Origin of the sequence: Sphingomonas sp. 3P27F8 (assembly GCF_005502745.1) — a bacterium.
Lineage (GTDB): Bacteria > Pseudomonadota > Alphaproteobacteria > Sphingomonadales > Sphingomonadaceae > Sphingomonas.
The window spans coordinates 222,568-242,942 of sequence record NZ_SCNL01000004.1; the positions used below are offsets into that span (position 1 = coordinate 222,568).

Annotated in this window: 18 protein-coding genes and 2 tRNA genes; 14 read left to right on the forward strand and 6 right to left on the reverse strand. The window is 64.7% G+C overall.

What is annotated here, in order from left to right; translation table 11 throughout:
- Positions 1–35: 35 nt before the first annotated feature.
- The 3 genes from FFS35_RS07165 to FFS35_RS07175 all read left to right on the forward strand — a co-directional run bounded on the left by FFS35_RS07165 (position 36) and on the right by FFS35_RS07175 (position 2,183).
- The gene (locus FFS35_RS07165; protein ID WP_137786440.1) at positions 36–1,442 is read left to right on the forward strand and encodes a M20/M25/M40 family metallo-hydrolase; all 1,407 of its coding nucleotides are present in this window, start codon (positions 36–38) and stop codon (positions 1,440–1,442) included.
- Between the two features lie 135 nt (positions 1,443–1,577).
- Complete coding sequence (locus FFS35_RS07170; RefSeq protein WP_137786441.1) at positions 1,578–1,826, forward strand: hypothetical protein; 249 nt, start codon at positions 1,578–1,580, stop codon at positions 1,824–1,826.
- A 281-nt stretch (positions 1,827–2,107) separates the two neighbouring features.
- A tRNA-Ile gene (locus FFS35_RS07175) sits at positions 2,108–2,183 on the forward strand.
- Between the two features lie 99 nt (positions 2,184–2,282).
- On the opposite strand, the gene FFS35_RS07180 is transcribed toward FFS35_RS07175, so the two are convergent.
- The 3 genes from FFS35_RS07180 to FFS35_RS07190 are packed head-to-tail and all read right to left on the reverse strand — an operon-like array spanning position 2,283 to position 4,803.
- Positions 2,283–2,660 carry a reverse transcriptase-like protein gene (locus FFS35_RS07180; RefSeq protein WP_137786442.1) on the reverse strand — a complete coding sequence of 126 codons (378 nt, stop codon included), beginning with the start codon at positions 2,658–2,660 and terminating at the stop codon, positions 2,283–2,285.
- On the reverse strand, positions 2,645–3,193 hold the full coding sequence (locus tag FFS35_RS07185; RefSeq protein ID WP_137786443.1) for an rRNA large subunit pseudouridine synthase E: 549 nt from the start codon (positions 3,191–3,193) through the stop codon (positions 2,645–2,647). The genes FFS35_RS07180 and FFS35_RS07185 overlap by 16 nt, the downstream gene beginning before the upstream one ends.
- A complete protein-coding gene (locus FFS35_RS07190) occupies positions 3,190–4,803 on the reverse strand; it encodes an NAD(P)/FAD-dependent oxidoreductase (protein WP_137786444.1) in 1,614 nt (537 codons plus the stop codon). Before FFS35_RS07190 ends, FFS35_RS07185 begins: the two co-directional genes overlap by 4 nt.
- A 209-nt stretch (positions 4,804–5,012) precedes the next feature.
- Here FFS35_RS07190 and kynU point away from each other — a divergent pair, with 209 nt between their 5' ends.
- From kynU to FFS35_RS07235, 9 genes are all read left to right on the forward strand, one after another.
- Positions 5,013–6,206, forward strand: coding sequence for a kynureninase (gene kynU, locus FFS35_RS07195; RefSeq protein ID WP_137786445.1), 1,194 nt, complete (start codon positions 5,013–5,015; stop codon positions 6,204–6,206).
- Complete coding sequence (gene kynA / locus FFS35_RS07200; protein ID WP_137786446.1) at positions 6,203–7,021, forward strand: tryptophan 2,3-dioxygenase; 819 nt, start codon at positions 6,203–6,205, stop codon at positions 7,019–7,021. The genes kynU and kynA overlap by 4 nt, the downstream gene beginning before the upstream one ends.
- A gap of 159 nt (positions 7,022–7,180) precedes the next feature.
- Positions 7,181–9,421: a TonB-dependent receptor gene (locus FFS35_RS07205; RefSeq protein WP_137786447.1), complete on the forward strand. Its 2,241-nt coding sequence runs from the start codon at positions 7,181–7,183 to the stop codon at positions 9,419–9,421.
- Positions 9,421–10,650, forward strand: a complete 1,230-nt coding sequence (locus FFS35_RS07210) for a cytochrome P450 (RefSeq protein WP_137786448.1) — start codon at positions 9,421–9,423, stop codon at positions 10,648–10,650. Before FFS35_RS07205 ends, FFS35_RS07210 begins: the two co-directional genes overlap by 1 nt.
- Positions 10,651–10,663: 13 nt before the next feature.
- Entirely contained in the window at positions 10,664–11,530 is an 867-nt protein-coding gene (locus tag FFS35_RS07215; protein ID WP_137786449.1) for an AraC family transcriptional regulator, read from the forward strand.
- Positions 11,531–11,679: 149 nt separating this feature from the next.
- Positions 11,680–12,333: a hypothetical protein gene (locus FFS35_RS07220; protein WP_137786450.1), complete on the forward strand. Its 654-nt coding sequence runs from the start codon at positions 11,680–11,682 to the stop codon at positions 12,331–12,333.
- Between the two features lie 175 nt (positions 12,334–12,508).
- Positions 12,509–12,829: an SMR family transporter gene (locus FFS35_RS07225; RefSeq protein ID WP_137786451.1), complete on the forward strand. Its 321-nt coding sequence runs from the start codon at positions 12,509–12,511 to the stop codon at positions 12,827–12,829.
- Positions 12,830–13,111: 282 nt separating this feature from the next.
- The gene (locus FFS35_RS07230; RefSeq protein ID WP_137786452.1) at positions 13,112–14,557 is read left to right on the forward strand and encodes a glycosyltransferase; all 1,446 of its coding nucleotides are present in this window, start codon (positions 13,112–13,114) and stop codon (positions 14,555–14,557) included.
- A gap of 32 nt (positions 14,558–14,589) precedes the next feature.
- On the forward strand, positions 14,590–15,396 hold the full coding sequence (locus tag FFS35_RS07235) for a transporter (protein WP_137786453.1): 807 nt from the start codon (positions 14,590–14,592) through the stop codon (positions 15,394–15,396).
- A gap of 148 nt (positions 15,397–15,544) precedes the next feature.
- On the opposite strand, the gene FFS35_RS07240 is transcribed toward FFS35_RS07235, so the two are convergent.
- Positions 15,545–15,618: transfer RNA gene (locus FFS35_RS07240), tRNA-Gly, on the reverse strand.
- A 69-nt stretch (positions 15,619–15,687) separates the two neighbouring features.
- On the opposite strand from FFS35_RS07240, the gene FFS35_RS07245 reads away from it, so the two are divergent.
- Both FFS35_RS07245 and FFS35_RS07250 read left to right on the forward strand, forming a co-directional pair.
- Positions 15,688–16,824: an epoxide hydrolase family protein gene (locus FFS35_RS07245; protein ID WP_137786454.1), complete on the forward strand. Its 1,137-nt coding sequence runs from the start codon at positions 15,688–15,690 to the stop codon at positions 16,822–16,824.
- 56 nt (positions 16,825–16,880) lie between these two features.
- Positions 16,881–18,158 (forward strand): DUF1295 domain-containing protein, encoded by a 1,278-nt coding sequence (locus FFS35_RS07250; protein WP_137786455.1) that lies wholly within the window; start codon positions 16,881–16,883, stop codon positions 18,156–18,158.
- Here the strand turns inward: FFS35_RS07250 and FFS35_RS07255 are convergent.
- Positions 18,155–19,528, reverse strand: coding sequence for a glutamate--cysteine ligase (locus FFS35_RS07255; RefSeq protein WP_137786456.1), 1,374 nt, complete (start codon positions 19,526–19,528; stop codon positions 18,155–18,157). The two genes, FFS35_RS07250 and FFS35_RS07255, sit on opposite strands and share 4 nt — an antisense overlap.
- A 56-nt stretch (positions 19,529–19,584) precedes the next feature.
- Entirely contained in the window at positions 19,585–20,322 is a 738-nt protein-coding gene (locus tag FFS35_RS07260) for a 16S rRNA (uracil(1498)-N(3))-methyltransferase (protein ID WP_137786457.1), read from the reverse strand.
- Positions 20,323–20,375 lie beyond the last annotated feature (53 nt).

Below are 20,375 nucleotides of genomic sequence, written 5' to 3' on the forward strand. Positions count from 1 at the left end.
TTGCGAGGCGGGCGCCCGCGCCTTACCGCAGACGCATGAAGAACCGTTTCCTCGCCGCCATGCTGGCGCTCACCCTGCCTTTCCCCGTAGTGGCGCAGCGCGTCGCACCAGTAACCCCGGCCCCCGTCGATCCCGGCGTCGCCGCGCTTCGAGATGCCGCGCTTAAGGATGATATCGCCTATAGTATCGTGGAGGGGCTAACGACAGAAGTGGGGCAGCGCCTTGCCGGCACCGAGGCGGAAGCGCGCGCGCGAAACTGGGCAGTGGCGAAGCTGAAGGAACTGGGATTCGATAACGTACGCAGCGAGCCTTACCGCATGCCCGTCTGGGTGCGCGGCGATGAGAGGGCGGAGATCGTCGCGCCTTTCCCGCAGAAGCTCGTGCTCACCGCGCTCGGCAATTCGGGCGCAACGCCAGCCAATGGCCTCACTGCGGAAGTGGCGGTGTTCAAGACATTCGGCGATTTTATGAATGCGCCCGATAGCGTGATCAAGGGCAAGATCGTCTATGTCGGCAACGCCATGGCACCCACACAGGACGGGTCCAGCTACGGGCAGTCCGGCATCGCGCGCTTCTCAGGGCCCGGGATCGCTGCGCGGCGGGGGGCGGCGGCCATGCTGATCCGCTCGATCGGGACCGACACGCATCGCACGCCGCACACCGGCGTCACCAATTTCCCCGATGGCGTGAAAGCGATTCCGGCCGCCGCACTATCCGTTCCTGACGCGAAGCTGATCGAGGCCATGGCAGCGCGCGGCAAGCCGCTCGTGTTGAAACTGGTCCTGACGCCGCGTCAGATCGGCGAGCGCGAATCGGGCAATGTCATCGCCGAGGTTCCCGGCAGTGATCCTAACGCGGGGATCGTCCTGATCGGCGGGCACCTAGACAGCTGGGATCTCGCCACCGGAGCGATTGACGATGCTTCCGGTGTGGCGATCACGGCGGCCGCTGCGAAGCGAATCCTGGATTCCGGCAAACAACCGCGTCGCACGATCAGGGTCGTCTGGTTCGGCTCTGAGGAGGTCGGCGGCTTCGGCGCCAAGGCCTATGAAAAGCGTCACGGAACGGAGAAGCACGTCGTCGCAGCGGAAAGCGATCTCGGCGCAGATCGAATCTGGCGGTTTCAAGCGTCGCTGCCCGCAACCGCCGCAGCGGTGGTGGATCGGATCACCAGTGCGGTCGCGCCGCTCGGAATAGTGCATGGCCAAGGCGAGGGGGGCGATGGCGCCGATATCGGCCCGATCGTGGCCAAGGGCGTCGCGGGAATCGACTTCAATCAGTCCGCTCTGCACTATTTCGACACGCATCATACTGCCGACGACACGCTAGATCGCATCGATCCCGAGGCACTGCGCCAGAATGTCGCGGCTTGGACAGCGATGCTCGCGATTATCGCCAATGCGCCGGAAGAAATCGGACCGGTGGAGCGCAAATCGCGCTGAAAAATCGTGGTTCGATCCGTCGCATCCTTTCTGTTTCGTGAATTTCCTCATTGACCCACCGAAACGGTTCGGTATTCCGGGGTTTCGCGACGGCGAGGGTCGGCCGCGATGATTGTTATGCTTGGGAGCATCCGAATGAAGAAGTTTGCCTTTGTTCTTGCTGCCGCCGGCCTGATGTCCGTTGCGGCCTGCTCGAAGCCGGAGACCCCGGCCGAGAACAACGCCGATGTTGTGGCGGACAACCTCCAGAGCGCTGCGGACAACCTGGACGCGGTTGCTGACAACACGTCTAACGCTGTTGCCGCTGGTGCGCTGGCGAATGCCGCCGACAACCTGAACGCGACTGCGGACAACGTCCGCGACGCGGCGTCGAACGCACATTGATCGGCTGACGAGCCGAAAGGCTCGTCATATCGGTACAGGGAGGGGGTGCTCTTTAGAGAGCGCCCCTTTTCTATGAATGGCCGTTTGGGCTGTCGAGCGCAGAGCCGAGGCCGCGCTTGTCACGCAGTGGCTGGGCGAATCACTGTCGGAAATGGTGGGTCTGGCGCGATCCAGCTACGGCGCCGATCGCCTGCGGAAGCGCGGTCTAAGGCGAGACCACTCCGCCGGATATTGAAGCGGGGTTGCGCCGTCGGATAGCGATGCTAGTCACGAGCGCGCGTGGGCCTGTAGCTCAATGGTTAGAGCTGGCCGCTCATAACGGCTAGGTTGCGGGTTCGAGTCCTGCCGGGCCCACCAATCCCCGTTCTCCTGCACGAACTGACGGGCGTGAAAGCAGGCACTTTATCGGCAGCGCGTGCCCGCGCGATCTCACAAGCGACTGAAAATATCGGCATGTCAGCGCGCGATCCCGGCCAGCGCAATGCCAGCAAGATTCTGAGCGCGACGCACATAGCGAGTATGCAGCGGAAGGAGTGCAGTGCCTATCTCCGTCAACTTCACGAAATGCTGGGCCGCCGCGCGCCTGCATTTCGCTGCTCCGCCAGCCTGACGGACAACGGCAAGCGAATCACCAAGGAAGACCGGGTCGGAGAGGCCAAGGTCCAGCGTGATCTCTACTGCGCGGATCAGCGCCAGCCATTCGGCGTCCATGCTTGTTCCGGGGCCGAGATCGCGCTGGATATATGTTTGTCCCCTAACCACCACAGCCGTCTCCATGCCGGCGGGCGCGGGGCGACAGCCGCCGTCGAAATAGACCTTCACGCTGCGTGGCATCGCCACTCGCCCGGCGAGATGTCGTCGATCGCCCAGTCGCCAATGCTCCAGCGGATCAGGCGCAAGGTCGGATGGCCCACGGCCGCCGTCATGCGGCGCACCTGGCGATTGCGCCCTTCGCGGATCGTCAGACTGATCCAGCAATCCGGTACGTTCTTGCGGACGCGGATCGGCGGGGTCCGCGGCCACAATTGCGGATCGTCCAGCCGCCCCGCCTCAGCGGGTCGCGTCAGGCCGTCCTTCAGGCGCACACCGCCGCGCAGCGCGTCCAGTGCCGCGTCGGTCACCTCGCCTTCGATCTGCACCAGATAGGTCTTTGGCAGTTTGAAGCGGGGATCGGCGATGCGCGCCTGCAACCGCCCGTCGTCAGTCAACAACAACAACCCCTCGCTATCCCGATCGAGCCGCCCTGCCGGATAAACACCCGGCACATCGATAAAATCCGAAAGCGTACGGCGCGTTGATCCGGCGGCAGCGCGATCGGTGAACTGGCTCAGCACATCATAGGGCTTGTTGAATAAAATCAGCGTCACGGCATCATGCTCAACGCGACCGCCTCAGCGACTTTGATACCATCGACCGCCGCCGAAAGGATGCCACCCGCATAACCCGCGCCCTCACCTGCCGGAAAAAGGCCTCGCGTATTGAGGCTCTGGAAATCCTCGCCGCGCGTAAACCGCACGGGCGAGGATGTTCGCGTCTCAACGCCGGTCATCACGACGTCCGGGTGGTCGTAGCCCGCGATCTGACGTCCGAAGACCGGTATAGCCTCACGCATGGCTTCCACCGCAAAATCAGGCAGGCATTGCGCAAGATCGGCCGGCGTTACACCCGGTCGGTAAGATGGAACGACGCTGCCCAGCGATTCCGATGCCCGACCCGCGAGGAAATCGCCGACGCGCTGGGCGGGCGCGCGATAGTTTGATCCGCCCGCAACATAGGCGAGCGACTCCCAGTGCCGCTGGAACGCGATGCCGGCGAGCGGATCGCCGGGGTAATCGCGGGCCGGATCGATCGCGACGACGAAGCCCGAATTGGCGTTACGCTCGTTACGCGAATACTGGCTCATTCCGTTGGTCGCGACGCGCCCTTCTTCCGATGTGGCGGCAACGACCGTGCCGCCCGGGCACATGCAGAAGCTGTAGACGGTGCGCCCGTTCCTGCAGTGATGGGAGATATGATATTCGGCAGCGCCCAGAATCGGATTGCCTGCATCCGCGCCAAAGCGCGAGCGATCGATCCACGATTGCGGATGCTCGATGCGCACCCCGATCGAGAAGGGCTTGGCCTCCACATGCACGCCTGCCGAATGGAGCATGGCGAACGTGTCTCGCGCGCTGTGCCCTATCGCCAGTACAACGTGATCCGCCTCCAGATAAGTGCCATCACGAAGGTGCAGCCCCCGCACCCGCCGTTCGCCAGCGGCATCGGTCGCGATATCGATGCCGTCCACCTTGTTCTGCCAGCGATATTCGCCGCCAAGCCCCTCTATCGTCTCGCGCAGGCTTTCGACCATCGTCACCAGCCGGAAGGTGCCGATATGTGGATGAGCCTCGGTGAGGATCTCAGGCGGTGCGCCGGCCTTCACGAATTCGGTCAGCACCTTTCGATCCAGATGACGTGGGTCTTTGATCCGGCTGTAGAGCTTGCCATCGGAAAAGGTACCCGCACCACCCTCCCCGAACTGCACGTTTGACTCGGGGTTCAGAACGCTCTTCCGCCAAAGCCCCCAGGTGTCCTTGGTCCGCTCGCGCACCACTTTGCCGCGATCGACGATGATTGGCCGGAACCCCATCTGCGCGAGGATGAGGCCAGCGAACAGCCCACACGGCCCCGCACCGATTACCACCGGGCGCTTCGCGCCAACGGGCGCCTGGCCGACGAACCTGTAGCTGGTGTTGGGCGTCGGCTGGACATTGCGATCCTTGCGGAAGCGCGCGAGGACCGCAGTCTCGTCCTTCACATTCACGTCGATCGAGTAGACGAGCTGAATATCGGTCTTATCGCGAGCATCGTGCGCTCGACGGGCGATGACGTGCCGCACCAGTTCGCGTGGAGTAATGCGAAGCCGCTTGCATATCGCGGCGGGCAGCGCCTCCGGCGGATGGTGCAGCGGCAGCCTCAGTTCGGTCAGGCGGAGCATTCGATCGCCTCTAGCCCGGCGGCGGCGGCGCGCCAATCACCTGCGGTGACAACCTGGATTTGCAGGCTATCACCGCAAACTCCTTACCCCTATCGGGCTTGACGCGAGGATGAAAAAGCGGCTTCCCGATCTTCTGAACGCCGCGATCGGTACGCCTGGACGCCCATTCGGCGCCATCGGCGCTTCCGCCGGCACGACAAGGGCCATGCATGACCGATTTCACCGCTACGAAAGCGCGTTTCCGGCTGCCCGAGGGCGTGATCTATCTCGACGGCAATTCGCTCGGGCCATTAGCGATTGGCGTCGAGGAACGTCTTGGACGAGTAGTTGCGGAGGAATGGGGCGGCGAGTTGATCCGGGCCTGGAACAGCGCCGGCTGGATGACACAGCCCACCCGCGTCGGCGATCGCATCGCAAGGCTGATCGGCGCGGAAAAAGGCAGCGTCGTGATGGGCGATACGCTTTCGATCAAGGTCTATCAAGCACTGGCCGCGGCGCTCGCAATGGTCCCGGATCGCCGCATCGTCCTGTCCGACAACGGGAATTTCCCCAGCGATCTTTATATCGCCGAGGGATTGCTGCGCTCACTTGGCCCTGATTACGTGTTGCAGATCGTAGAGCCCGAGGAAGTTGTCGATGCTATTGACGAGCGCGTCGCGGTGGTGATGCTGACCGAGGTGGATTACCGCACCGGGCGGCGTCACGACATGCCCGCGCTCACTCGGCAAGCGCATGCGAGCGGGGCGCGGGCGATATGGGATCTTGCACACTCGGCCGGCGCGCTGCCGGTGAACGTGGCTGCGGGTCGCGCGGATTTCGCGGTCGGCTGCACGTACAAATATCTCAACGGTGGCCCCGGGGCGCCGGCTTTCATCTATGTCGCTCCGCGCCACGCCGATGCTGCGCTTCCCGCCTTGTCGGGATGGATGGGCCACGCCGCGCCCTTTGCGTTCGAACAGGGTTACAGGCCCGGTCCTGGCATTGAGCGAATGCGCGTCGGCACTCCACCGATCCTTGCCCTGGCCGCGCTAGATGCGGCGCTCGACGTTTGGGACGAGGTTCAGATAGCGGACGTCCGCTCCGCCTCGATTCGGCTGAGTGAGCGCTTCATCGCCGAGGTAGAATCGCGCTGCCCGGCGCTGTCGCTAGCCTCCCCCCGCGATCCGGCCCAGCGCGGTAGCCAGGTATCGTTCCGCCATCCCGACGGCTACGCAATTATGGGAGCCCTGATCGCGCGCGGCGTGATCGGCGATTTTCGCGCGCCGGATATACTGCGCTTCGGCTTCGCGCCGCTCTATCTGGGCGAGGATGAGGTGATCGCGGCGGCGCGCGTCCTCGTCGATGTGCTCAATTCCAGGGCGTGGGACACATCCGACTTCAGAAGCAAAGGGCTCGTGACATGACCGATTCAGCGCCGGGCGCTCGAACAGATTTCACCGCCACCATGGCCTACGGCGATTATCTGCGCCTCGATCGGTTGCTCGACGCGCAGACCCCCCTGTCGAACGCGCACGACGAACTGCTGTTCATCATTCAGCACCAGACATCCGAGCTGTGGATGAAGCTGGCGATCGCTGAAATTCGCGCCGCGATTGAGGCGCTCAGAGCGGATCGCCTGCCCGTGGCTTTCAAGATGCTGACCCGCGTTGCGCGCATATTCGAGCAGCTCAATGGTGCCTGGGACGTACTGCGCACGATGACGCCCAGCGAATATACCGAATTTCGCGAAACGCTGGGTGCGTCGTCCGGCTTCCAGTCCTTTCAGTACCGCGCGATAGAGTTCCTCGTCGGCAACCGCAACGCGGCCATGCTGAAGCCTCACGCGCATCGCGCCGAAGCGGTCGCCGCGCTCGATGCGATCCTGGGGGGGGCGAGTTTGTATGACGAAGCGATAATAGCGCTGGAACGCCACGGCATCGCGACCGGCGAGCCGCGACGTGACTGGCGCCAGCAACGCGTGGAGAGCGACAGCGTCACCGCCGCATGGAAGGTCGTCTATCAGAATCCCGAAGCACATTGGCAGCTTTACGAACTCGCCGAGAAGCTGGTCGATTTCGAGGATTATTTCCGCCGCTGGCGGTTCAATCACGTCACGACGGTAGAGCGGGTCATCGGCTTCAAGCGCGGCACCGGCGGCACTGCCGGGGTCAGCTATCTGCGCAAGATGCTCGACGTGCAGCTATTCCCGGAATTATGGCGGGTGCGGACCGAATTGTAGAGCCGGATCCCGGGCCTGAAACGGCCTTTCAATCACAACCGCCGCGCAAGATTTGTGAAAAACCCCGGCAAGGGGAGGCAAAGCCATCGATGCCAGCCGCGTGTACCACTTCCGTGACGGCAGGAGGCGAAAACAGCCTCGCCAGCGAGAGGAGGAACCATGAGGGCCCATACCAAGAGGCTGCTGCTTGCCACGGCGATGATCGCCCCGTCGGCCGGATACGCCCAGACCAATCCCGCCCCCGCGACGGATCAATCCACAGCGGCGCAGGATGCGAGCACCGACATCGTCGTCACGGCGCTGCGCCGCGAGCAATCGATCATGACGGTGCCGCTCGCGATATCGGCGGTTTCGGGCGACGCGCTGACGACCAAGGGCGTCACCAACTCGGCGGACCTCGCCAGTGCGGTCCCCAATCTTCAGGTCAGCAGCCCCTATGGCAACACACAGCCGAATTTCTCGCTGCGCGGGATTTCGGTCGCGAACGAATATAATTCCAATCAGGCGTCACCGATCGGGGTCTATATCGACGACGTCTATATCGCGAACCGGACCGCCCACGGCATGGGCCTGTTCGATCTCGATCGCGTCGAGGTGCTGCGCGGGCCGCAGGGCACATTGTTTGGCCGGAACACCACCGGCGGAGCGATCAACTTCATCACCAAGGGGCCGTCGCTTTCCGGCAATCAGGGCTATGCCGAGGCGGGTTACGGCAATTTCAACACCTGGACCGCGCAGGCCGCGATCGAAACCACCATGGTCGACGACCAGCTGGGCCTGCGGCTGGCGGGAAATTTCGCGCATGGCGACGGGCAGATTAAGAACGTCTATCCCGGTGGCCTCGATCCGAACTCGCGCGATACGTTGCAGGGACGCGCGACGTTGCGGCTGCGCCCCGGGAACGGCCCGCTGGACATCAAGATAAAGATCTATGGCGGCCGCGATCGCGGCACCCAGGCCGCGGTCCAGGGCTTGTTGCCCTATCGCAGCGGGCTGGATTTCTTCCAGGTCAACGAGAACCGGATCGGCCGCAACCGCACCGACGCCTATGGCATCTCCGCGAACATCGCCTACACGCTGTCCGACACGCTCACATTCACCTCGATCACGTCGCGCGACGGTGGCAGCCAGAACCTGCAACAGGCGGCGGACGGCTCCCCGCTCGACGTGCTCGATATCAACTGGCGCTCGAAATACGACCAGTTCAGCGAGGAGGCGCGGTTCAACTACGCCAGCGGCGGCCTGACGCTGGTGGGCGGCGGCTTTTACGGCTGGGACAAGGTGGTCACCGACAACACGTTCAACATCGGCTCGGCGCTCGGGCCGGGGGTGAACGGCGGCTTCTTCCAGCACTATCGACAGGAGCGGCGATCCTATGCGCTGTTCACGCAGGGCGATTACAAGCTGACGCCACAACTCACGCTGACGCTCGGCGCACGCTACACCTGGGATCGGGCGCGATATGACGACGGCTATGCCTATCTGTTCGCCGGGAATGTCGGCGGCCCATTCCTGCCGCTCGCCACGACGGTGCCGTGCGCCGGCGTCGCCGGCACCTGCGCCTATGACCCGACCGCACGATACGCCATTCCGGGGCGCAACAACGCGCTGACCGGCCGCGTTTCGCTCAGCTATCAGGCGGGCCGCACCTTGTTCTACGCCAGTTACAATCGCGGCTATCGTTCCGGCGCATTCAACGGCGGCGGATATACCTCGTCCGCCGGCATCACCTTTATCAAGCCGGAGCGGATCAACGCCTATGAGATCGGCCTGAAGGGCCGTTATTTCGGCGCGCTCACGCTGTCTGCGGCCGGTTTCTATTACGACTATCAGAACCAGCAGGTGCAGGACACGCGCGCCGGGCCGGTATCCTTCCTCGTCAACGCGCCGAAATCGGAGGTTTATGGCGGCGAGGTTGAGGCGGTGCTCAAGGTCTCGCCGGCGCTGAACCTGAACGCGGCGCTGGGTTATCTCCACGCCAAATACAAGCAACTGACGCTTCAGGGCACCGTTCTCGACGGGAACGACCTGCCCTTCGCGCCGCGCTGGACAGCGCAGGGCGGCTTCGACCTGACCCTGCTGAACGACGGCAACAGCCGCCTGACGCTATCGCCAAACGTCGCTTATTTCTCGCGCCAGTATTTCAGCCCGTTCAACGCGGTAAACGCCGTCGGCTCGGCACAGGTGAACAGCGAGCTGCAACAGCCGGGCTATGCGAAAGTCAACGCGACCGTCGCCTGGACGCTCGACAGGTTCACCATCAAGGCCTTCGCCAACAACATCTTCAACGCCCGCACCTATGCCTATGGCCTCGATCTGCGCGGCGCCGGCTTCCCGTACAATTTCCTCGTCCCCGCGGCGCCGCGGACCTACGGCGCTTCGGTACGGGTGAATTTCTGATGAGCCTGCGGGATATTCCCGATCTGAAGGACCCCGCGCTTTACGAGCGCGGGGTGCCGTGGGAGGCATTCGCGAGGCTTCGCCGCGATGCGCCGGTACATTGGAACCCCGAGGCGGACGGGCCGGGCTTCTGGGCGCTGACGCGGCAGGCCGATATCGTCCAGGTATCGCGCCAGCCCCAGCTGTTCTCATCCGCGCACGAGAACGGTGGCCACCGGATTTTCAACGAGAACGAGGTGGGGCTGACCGGCGCGGGAGAAAGCGCGATCGGCATCCCGTTCATCTCGCGCGATCCGCCGATCCACACCCGCTATCGCAAGTTCGTGATGCCGGCGCTTTCGCCGGTTCGCATGGAGGGGTTGGAGGCGCGTATCCGCGCGCGGGTCGAGAAGCTGGTCGATGCGATACCGCTCGGCGAGAAGGTCGATCTGGTGCCGGTGCTGGCGGCGCCGCTGCCGCTGCTGACGCTGGCGGAATTGCTCGGCATACCGGCCGACCTGTGGATCAAGCTCTACGACTGGACGAATGCCTTCGTCGGCGAGGACGATCCCGATTTCCGCCAGAGCCCCGCGGCGATGGCGCAGACGCTTGGCGAGTTCTTCGAATTCGCGCGCGGCCTGTTCGATGCCCGCCGCGCCGCGCCCTCACAGGACATCGCCTCGCTGCTCGTCAACGCCGAGATCGACGGAGCGCCGGTGCCGTTCGCGGATTTCGTGGGCAATCTGATCCTCGTGCTGGTCGGCGGCAACGAGACGACGCGCAATTCCCTGTCGCATACGGTCCGGGCGTTCGCCGAGCATCCCGATCAATGGCAACGGGTCCGTGCCGAGCGCGATGTGCTGCGCAAGGGCACGGCAGAAATGGTCAGGCACGCCAGCCCCGTGATGCACATGCGCCGGACCGCGACCGCCGACACCGAAATCGCCGGCCAGCCGATCGCAAGGGGCGACAAAATAGTCCTGTGGTATATCGCGGCGAACCGCGACGAGGCCGTCTACGATCATCCCGATGCGTTCGATATCGCGCGTGGCGGGATCGCGCATGTCGGCTTCGGCAGCGGCCAGCATGTCTGCGTGGGATCGCGGCTGGCGGAGATGCAGTTGCGGGTGGCGTTCGACATTCTCGCCGAGCGTGTTACCTCGTTCGAAGTGACAGCGCCGCCGCGACGGTTCCGGTCGAACTTCATCAACGGCCTGAAGAACCTCGACGTCATCATGCGGCCTGCCTGAGAGGAGACGGCGGATGGGCGAGACCTGGTCGAACGAGGCGATCATCTCCGACGTGCTGGGGCGCGGCGCGGATATCGAGCTTGGCGCCGCCGACAATGGCTGGCGGCTATCGCGCTGGCGGCAGTTCGTCGGCAGCTATGAGTTGCCGGCGCTGCCCGATCCCACGTTCGTCGTCCATATCGCCGGCAAGCCCAGGGTACACACCTGGGAACGCGACGGCTGGAGCGAAACCTCTTCGATCCCGGGCTGCGCGACGATCGTGCCGGCGGGCCGCCCGACCGGATGGCTGGTGGATGGCGAGCTTGACGTGGTGACGCTCAGCATCTCGTCACGCGATCTGGATGCCGTGCCGATGCGCGATCAGTTTCAGCGGCTACGGTTCGCGTTCGCCGATCCACTCGGCGTGGCGCTTACCCGCCAGGTGCTGTCGGAACTCTATGCGCCGCAGACACCGGAGCGAAAGGTATATGTCTCCACGCTGGTGGATGCGCTGAAGGCTCATATGCTGCACGGCCCCGTGGCGGCCACCGGCGCGAGCTTTCCGACCTCCGACTTCTCCGCCTACCGCATCCACCACATCATGAACGCCGTGCTGGAGCAACCCGAGGCGGAGCACTCCCTGGAGGCGATGTCCGCCGAGGCGGGGCTGACGCCCTCGCACTTCTGCCGGATATTCAAGCGCGCCGTGGGCATCAGCCCGCACCAATATGTCATGAAGGCACGGCTCGATCGTGCGCAGGAACTGCTTACGGCCAGTGGCATGTCCGTCGCGCAGATCGCGGAGGCGCTCGGCTTTACCAGCCAGAGCCATTTCACGCGCGCTTTCCGCGCCTATTCCGGCCAGACACCCACGGCGTGGCGATCCGCGACGATGCAGTAACCACGCCAGCGAACAGCGGAAGCCACGCTTTTTCAAACGCGCGCAGATACTTAGCCCGACCCGCGCTCCACGACCCGGGACATGCCCGGAACAACGCCGAGATCGCGTTCGTTCTGCGCCTCGATCCGGGGGATGTCGAGGAGTAGAACATGCGTCAATTCATGACGATCAATGCCGCCGCGCTGACGGCGCTCGCAATGATTTCAAGCGCGCCCGCCGCCGCCGAGGGCAAAGGTGATCGAGCCAAGATGGCGATCGCCGAGGCCCAGGGGAAGATCGATGCGCTCAACGCGATGGGCGCGAGCGGAGAAGTGCCACGGATGACGGCGGACGCCGCAGCGGCATTGCGCTCGGCCCAGGATGAACTGAGCGCGGGCCACAAGCAGGAAGCGATCGAGGCCGCGCACCGCGCCTCGCACACAGCCGACACGGCGATGGGCGTCGCACAGAAGGCGCGCGACCAGGCGGCCGCCGCGCGCCAGGCAGACACGGCCATCGCTGCGCAAGGCCAGATCGCGGCGGCACAGGATCAGGCCGCGGTAGCGCAGCAGCAGGCCGAAGTGGCGAATGCGCGCGCGGCCGGCGCAGAGCAGGCCGCCGCTTCCGCGGCCGCGGACGCCGCAGCGGCCCGCGCTGCTGCGACCGCGCCGCAACCCACGACGACGGTAACCACCGAAACCTCGCGCACGACCGCGGCGGCGCCGGCGAAGAAGCGTATCGTCCATCGCACCGTTCACCGCAGCACCGCCGCGCGACCGACGACGGTGACCGAAAAAACGACCACGACGGTCAGCCCGCAATAGCTCCATCGTTCAGGCCGGCGGCGTCCACCGCCGGCCTCTCCCGCGCTTTATCGACCCGCCCGCAGCGTCTGGACATAGACACGATCGCCGCCTATCGGCACTGCCCGGCGCGCGCCTCTTTCGGGTTTCCGGCTATCGCGCCTTCCCATTCGAGCCCGTAGATATGGAGCTTTCCATGGCGTGGCTTATCCTGGGCGTCGCGGTGATTACGGAAATCGTGTGGGCGTTAAGCCTGAAGTGGGCGGCCACGCAGGGAACATTGCTCGCCTCTGCCGTTCCGGTGACGCTTAGCTTCGTCAACATGGGCCTTCTCGCCCTCGCGATGCGCGGGTTGCCGGCGGGTACCGCCTATGCGGTTTGGACGGGGCTGGGCGCGGTAGGAGTCGTCATTTTCGGTGCGCTGCTGTTCGGCGAGAAGATCAATCCGGCGCAAATCTGCTTCATCGGGCTGACCATCGTCGGCGTGGTTGGAACCAAGCTGTTCGCGTCGGCATAAAGGCGGACGGCAGCGGGACGGACTGATAAACAGGCGCCCTGCCCGCGATCGTCGTAATTTGTCACACATCGAGCACGCACTGGCCCGTCAGCCGGCACAACAGCGGCTTCGCCGTGCGCGAATTGCAGGCTCAGGGTCGATGCCGCCAACCGGGCGCGAACTATCGAGGTCGCCGGCGCTGCTCGCGGTATCTGTGATCCGCAATGTTAACGGGTGACGATTGCGGTTTTGCGGGGGCCGACCTTAAACAGATCGACACGCTCGTCGCGTAGAACGCCGTCGATGGCGCTGGAACGGCCTTTACGCATCGGGCTGACAACCCTTTTCCTTCTGCTTGCCGCTTATGGCATCGCAAGCGCGCCTGCATTGGCCATGCAGCGGGGCACGGGAATCGAAGGGTGTGCGCTGTTTGGCGCGTGGATCGCGCTCGCGCTGTGGATCATCTCCACGATCTGGCGCCGGCCGCACCGATGGGAATGGCTGGTGTTCGCCGCATGCGCCCTGGCATTGCGCACCGGCAGTGCTCTGCTCGCGGATGGCCGCGTCTCGCCCGGTGATTCGCACTGGTATCTGGTAATCGCCCGCAATCTGCTGAGCGGCGATGGGCTCACCATGTTCGAGCCGTTCATGGGAAGCGAGACGCGCGCGTTGTTTCCTCCGGCCTATCCGCTGTTGCTCGCCGGTTGGGGCGCGGTGGCGGGGTTCTCCACCCTCTCGCTGACAACACTTTCGACGGTGATCGACCTGGCCGCGGCGGGCGCCATCCTGTTGCTCGCCAGCGCGCTTGGGGCGCGACCGGCCGGGAACGTCGCTGCCTGCCTCTATCTGATCTGGCCCGCGCAGATGCTCGATGCGCCGCTCGCGCAGAAGGAGAGCCTGGCGACGTTGCTTGCGCTGTTGCTGGCCTATGGCTGGACAACGGCCGATGCAGGGAAGCGACGTCGCGCCATCTTCATCGGCGCGACGACAGCATTGCTGGCGCTGACCCAGCCCGGCGAAACATTGCTGGGAGGACTGTTCGCGCTCGCCCAGCTGCCTCGCCTCGGGATGCGGCGACTGTTCGCGGTCGGGCTGCCGGCGCTGGGCGTCGCCATGCTCGTGATGCTCCCTTGGTGGATACGCAATTATCTCTGGTTCCACGCCTTCGTTCCGCTGACCAGCGGGAGCGGATACAGCTTGTGGATCGGCAACAATCCCGCCGCAACCGGCAATTGGGAAGAACCGCCGCGCGCGCTGTATGGCCAGCCTGAGCTTGCCTATAGCCGGGCGGCCGGCGCCATCGCCACGACGTGGATCGAAAGCCATCCGTTCGATTTCGTCCATGTCACGATCGCGAAGTTCCTGCGCGCCTGCGCGATTTCGGAGGCCGGCATCGTTCGGCTGGCCGCGATGCGCCCGCCGATCGGCCCACGGATAAGCGCGTTGCTGTTTCCGTCATCCTATGGCGCGCACCTGCTGCTGCTCAGCGCGAGTGCCGCTGCGCTGTGGGTGCGGCGCGATCCGGCCATGCGCGGGCTGATGCTGATGGTCGCTGCCTGCGTGGCGCAATTGCTGTTGTTCGGCGTCTGGTTCGAATTCGGTGAGCGCCACCGTGCCTTCCTGACGCCGTTTCTCCTGCTGGCCATCGCCCACTGGCTGACCAGCATCGGCGCACGCCGATCACGATCTCGCGCCGTGCCCGTGCTCTCGCGCAACATTGGGTTGGACGCGTCGGGCACGGGCGAGTAGGCCTGCAGCTAACGCAATTTCGGGGAGCGTCTATGTCGAGTGGCCTCAGCTACGCTCTGGGTGTGCTGATCCTGTTCGTGGCGACGCCCGCTTTCGCCCAGGATGACCCCCGGTTCTGCCCCACCAGACCAAGTATCGGTGGTTCGAGCTGCACGACAGAACCAGGCCGTGTGCACGTCGAACTTTCCGCCCTGGACTGGCAGCGCGACGATCAGGCCGACCAGCGCGAGGATCGCATCGTCACCGCGGATCTGCTTACCCGGGTCGGAATCGGGAAAGACACCGAGATACAGCTGGGATGGACGGCCTATGGCCAGGACCGAACCCGTGACAAAGCCACCGGCGCGATCGACACGGTGACAGGCACCGGGGACGTGACCTTTGCCGTCCGCCAGCATCTGGCCGGTGAAAAAGGCAAGGTCTTTTCGGCGGGCGTGCAGCTATTCGTTACAGCACCTACAGGGCGTTATCCGGTCGGCGCGGGCACCTGGTCCTCCGGCATCATCGTGCCCGTCCAATATGATCTGACCGACAAGGTCGCCATCGCGGTGACTGGCGAAGCCGATGCCGCCGCGAACCAATCCGGCGTGGGCCACCATCTGGCGTACAGCGAGATCACCGGGTTGCGCTACAAATTCAGCGACAGCGTGAGCGCCACTGCCGAACTATCGCTGGAGCGCGATAATGACCCCGGCCAGCACAATACGATTGCTCTGGCGGCATTGTCGGCCGCCTGGCGGCCAACCAAGATCGTGCAACTCGATATCCTTGCGGTTGCCGGCCTCAACCAGGCAGCCCCCTCGCTACGCCTCGTCACCGGGGGCGCGATCCTTTTTTAGCGTCCAGCCTCGTCATGTGCCCGGCAATTCACAGCAGCTCAGCGTGTGACGGCAAGGATCTGAAGCCTGATTGTCTTGGCCCAGGAGCGACCGGTGACACCATAATTCACCCTGCCGAATCGCCGTGGTTTGTGGCGACATCGGGAAATGGAGCGGGTAACGGGAATCGAACCCGTGTATTCAGCTTGGAAGGCTGCTGCACTACCATTGTGCTATACCCGCATACCGGGCGTCCGCCTGCCACAGCAATGCGGCGCCGGTCAACCGGGCGCGCGATATAAGGAGCGGATAATGAGCGAGGCGGTCATCCCATTTCATCTGAACGTCGCCGAGAGCGAACTGGACGCGCTGCGCGCCCGCCTCGCCGGCACGCGCTGGCCGGAGCGGGAGACGGTGGATGACTGGTCACAGGGCGTTCCGCTCGATCGCGCGCAGGCGCTCGCTGCGCATTGGCGCGAGCATTATGACTGGCGCGCATGTGAAGCCCGGCTCAATGCGCTGGGACAATATCGCACCAGCATCGACGGCACCGGCATCCATTTTCTTCATGTCCGTTCGCCGGAGCCAGGCGCCCTGCCGCTCGTGATGACGCACGGCTGGCCAGGATCCGTGATCGAATTCCTCAAGGTGATCGGGCCGCTCACCGATCCGGCGGCGCATGGCGGCGACCCGCGCGATGCGTTTCATGTCGTGGCGCCATCGCTGCCAGGATATGGCTTTTCGGACCGTCCGGCCGATCGCTGGCCGGTCGAGCGAATCGCGGCGGCGTGGATCACGCTGATGAAGCGGCTCGGCTACGATCGTTTCGTGGCGCAGGGCGGCGATTGGGGATCGGCAGTGTCCTCCGCGATCGGCGCGAGCGGCGACCCCGCGGTGGCTGGCATTCATGTGAACATGGTCGTTGCCCCGCCCGCTCGCGAGGATATCGCCGCCGCGACGCCGGAAGAGCAACGCGCGCTTGCGGCGATGCAGCGCTATATGACCGACGGCAACGGCTACGCCCGCCAGCAGGCTACACGCCCGCAGACGCTCGGCTACGGCCTTACCGATTCTCCGGTCGGTCAGGCGATGTGGATCTACGAGAAGTTCCGCGAGTGGAGCGATTGCGACGGCGATCCGCTCAACGTGCTGACGATCGATGAAATCCTCGACAATTTGATGCTTTACTGGCTGCCCGGCACCGCCGCCTCATCAGCACGGCTTTATTGGGAGAGCTTCGATCGCTTCTCCGCCAGCCGCGTCGAGGTGCCGGTGGCGTGCAGCGTGTTCCCCAAGGAAATCTTCAGCGCGTCCCGCCGCTGGGCCGAGCGGCGCTATCCCCATATCGTCCATTGGGGCGAGCCAGAATGTGGCGGCCATTTCGCCGCGTTCGAACGGCCGGCGCTGTTCATCGAAGAGGTTCGCGCGGGCTTCCGGCCGATGCGCTGATCGCGCCCGCGCACCCTTCACGCGATCCTTACCATTCCCGCGCTAGACGCGGGACGATGCTGCACGATCCCGCGCTTTCCACCACCGGCCGCACCGATCCGCGTCCAGGCTCGGCAGTGTCCCATGGGGTCGGGTTCGCCGGGCTTGGCGGGCTGATCGCATGGATCGCGCTGTCGCGGCATTTCGGCATGGATGGGCCTTATGCCGCGCTGGTGAATGTCGCCGCCTGCGCCGTGCCGATGATCCTGTGGTCGTTGCTGGTCGACAAGGTGCATCGCCATCCCTCCACCGGCATCGACTGGTCCTGCCGCACACCGCTGCGCGACACGCTGGACGTTTCGCTCGTCAAGCTGGCCGGGCTGTGGGTGACATGGGCGGCGATCGCGCTGATCTACGCGACCGGGCGCTTCTACTGGGATGGCAATTTCCAGTTCTCGATGTGGTGCTTCGAGCGCGCCGCGCCGGTGCTGTTCGCGTTATCCATCCCCTATGTGTTGTGGCTGGACCGGTATCTGATCGAGCCGCGCGACGGGGCGTGGTCACTCGGCGCCTGGCTGCTCGGGCAGGGCGCGCCCGACCGCGAGGCGATCTACAATCATTTGCGCTCCTGGGCGGTGAAGGGCTTCTTCCTCGCCTTCATGCTGGCGATCGTGCCGCCGGGATTCGGCGAATTCATTCGCGCGGACGATTCGGCCGTGCTCCACGATCCGGTGGCGCTGGCGAACTGGCTCATCACCTTCATGTTCGTGGTCGACGTGGCCTTCGCGACGGTCGGCTATCTGCTCACGATGCGGCCGCTCGACGCGCATATCCGAACGGCGAACCCATATGCGGCGGCGTGGATGGCGGCGCTGATGTGCTATCCGCCGTTCATTCTGATGGATGCCGGCGGCCCGCTCGATTACCATCCGGGCACCGCTGAATGGACATACTGGCTGGCGGGCCACCCGCTGTTGCTGATCCTCATCGGCACGGTGCTGGTGCTGCTCACCGCGATCTACGCCTGGGCGACCATGGCGTTCGGGATGCGCTTTTCGAACCTGACCCACCGCGGCATCCTGACTCACGGGCCATATGCCTGGTCGCGGCACCCGGCCTATCTCTCCAAGAACCTGTTCTGGTGGCTGTCGACGATCCCGGTGCTGTCAACCGGCAGCCTGGTGGACGCAACGCGCGCGACATTGCTGCTCGGCGTGGTCAGCGGCGTCTATTACTGGCGTGCCAAGACCGAAGAGCGACACCTTTCCGCCGACCCCGCCTATCGCGACTATAGCGAATGGATGGCGCGCAACGGACCCGTCCCGCGCCTGTTCGCCTGGATAGCAGGTCGTTAGAAACTAGCCTCGCCGTACACGCGGGACACATCCCCATTCCACGCGCCGTGATAGCGCTCCAGCAGCACTTCCGCCGGCACCTTCCCGCTGCGGACGATCTCGCGCAGCGGATCAAGGAAGCCGGTTTCATTGTCGCCCGAGCGATTCAGCCGTGCCCGCGCCGCGAGACCGGCATTGGCGATCTCCAGCACCTCGCCCGCGATATCCTGCAGCGTTCCGCCGCCGTGGATCGGCGCGGCGAGGCCAAGTCTTGGCGCAGCATTGCGAAGTGTCTCGCGGTCGTCCATCGACCAGTGCTTCACCAGATCCCACGCGGCATCTAGCGCACCCTGATCGTAAAGCAGCCCGACCCAGAATGCCGGCAGCGCGCAGATCCGGTTCCATGGACCGCCATCCGCGCCGCGCATTTCCAGAAACGTCTTAAGCCGCACCTCGGGAAAGGCCGTGGAGAGATGATCGTTCCAATCCTCCAGCGTCGGCAGTTCGCCGGGAAGAACCGATAGCTCGCCTTTCAGGAAATCGCGAAAGGAAAGCCCCGCCGCATCGATATAACGACCCTCGCGATAGACGAAGTACATCGGCACATCGAGCATGTACTCGGCATAACGCTCGTAGCCGAAGCCATCCTCGAACACGAACGGCAGCATCCCCGTCCGCGCGGGATCGGTATCGGACCAGATATGGCTGCGATAGGAAAGATAGCCGTTAGGTTTCCCCTCCATGAACGGCGAGTTCGCGAACAGCGCGGTCGCGAGCGGCTGGAGAGCGAGGCCGACGCGGAACTTCTGCACCATGTCGGCTTCGCTGGCGTAATCGAGATTTACCTGGATCGTGCAGGTGCGCAGCATCATGTCCAGCCCCATCGAGCCGACGCGCGGCATATGGCGGAGCATGATGCCATAGCGCCCCTTCGGCATGATCGGCAGGTTTTCGCGCGTCTTGTCCGGCCACATGCCGAGCCCGAGGAAGCCGATCCCCAGCTTCTCCCCGGCCGCCTTCACCTGTTCCAGATGACGGCCGGTCTCCGCGCACGTTTCGTGCAGGTTATCGAGCGGCGCGCCGGACAATTCGAACTGCCCCGCCGGCTCCAGGCTGACGCTGCCATCCGCGCCGGTCAGCGCGATCAGGTTTCCGCCCTCTTCCACCGGCTGCCAGCCATATTGTTCAAGTTCGGTCAGCAGCGCGCGGATGCCGTGCGGCTCCCCCCATGACGGCGCGTGATGATCGGCGACCGAATAGACGAATTTCTCGTGCTCGGTGCCGATGCGCCAGCGCTCCTTCGGCTTTTCGCCATGGGCAAAACTGGCGATGAGCTGATCGCGCGACTCGATTGCTGGCGAGTTGCTGTCTGAAACCGTCTTGGTCGTCATGCGCGCGCCTTACGCGGGGATGAACGGCTCCGCTAGTGGGCGCGGAACGCTTCGATTCATCCCCAGTCCCCGGCGCTTCCCATCCATATCGACACCGCCGCCGCCGCCGCCGTATCGGCGCGCAGGATCCGCGGGCCGAGCGAGATCGCCACTGCGCCCGGAGTCGCGCGAATCGCAGCGCGCTCGTCGTCGTCGAAGCCTCCTTCGGGGCCGATCAGGATCGCTGCGGGACCGGGCTTCATCACCTCACGCGCTGGCGCCCCACCCTGTTCATCGGCGAAATAGAGCGCGCGGTCCGCCGGCCAGTCGCGGAGAAGCGCGGCGAGCTTCAACGGCTCGGCGACCTCGGGCAATGCGGTGCGGCCGCACTGCTCCGCCGCCTCGATCATGTGCGCGCGCAACCGCTCCGTATTGGGCTTGTCCACCACGGTGCGCCGCGTGACTACCGGCACGAACCGCGCGACGCCAAGCTCGCACGCCTTTTCCGCCATCCAGTCCACCCGCCCCTTCTTGAGCGGCGCAGCGAGAAGCCACAGGTCGGGGACCGCCTCGCGCACGGCGAGGCGCTCTCGCACGTCGAGCATGAGATCGCGTCGGCTCACGCTTTCCACCACGGCGAGCCATTCGCCGGTCGCATCATCGAACAGCCTGACCGGATCGCCTGCCTTCAGCCGCATCACCGAGCCGAGATAATGCGCCGACGGCCCATCGATCCGCCGCGCGCCGGGAGCGAGCGTATCGGGCACGTAAAGGCGCGGCGTGGAGCGCGGCGGCCAGGCGGGGGTGGCGATCATTGCTTGCGGCCTCGGGTCAGTCGTCGCGCAAGCATCAACAGAAGGTAGGCCAC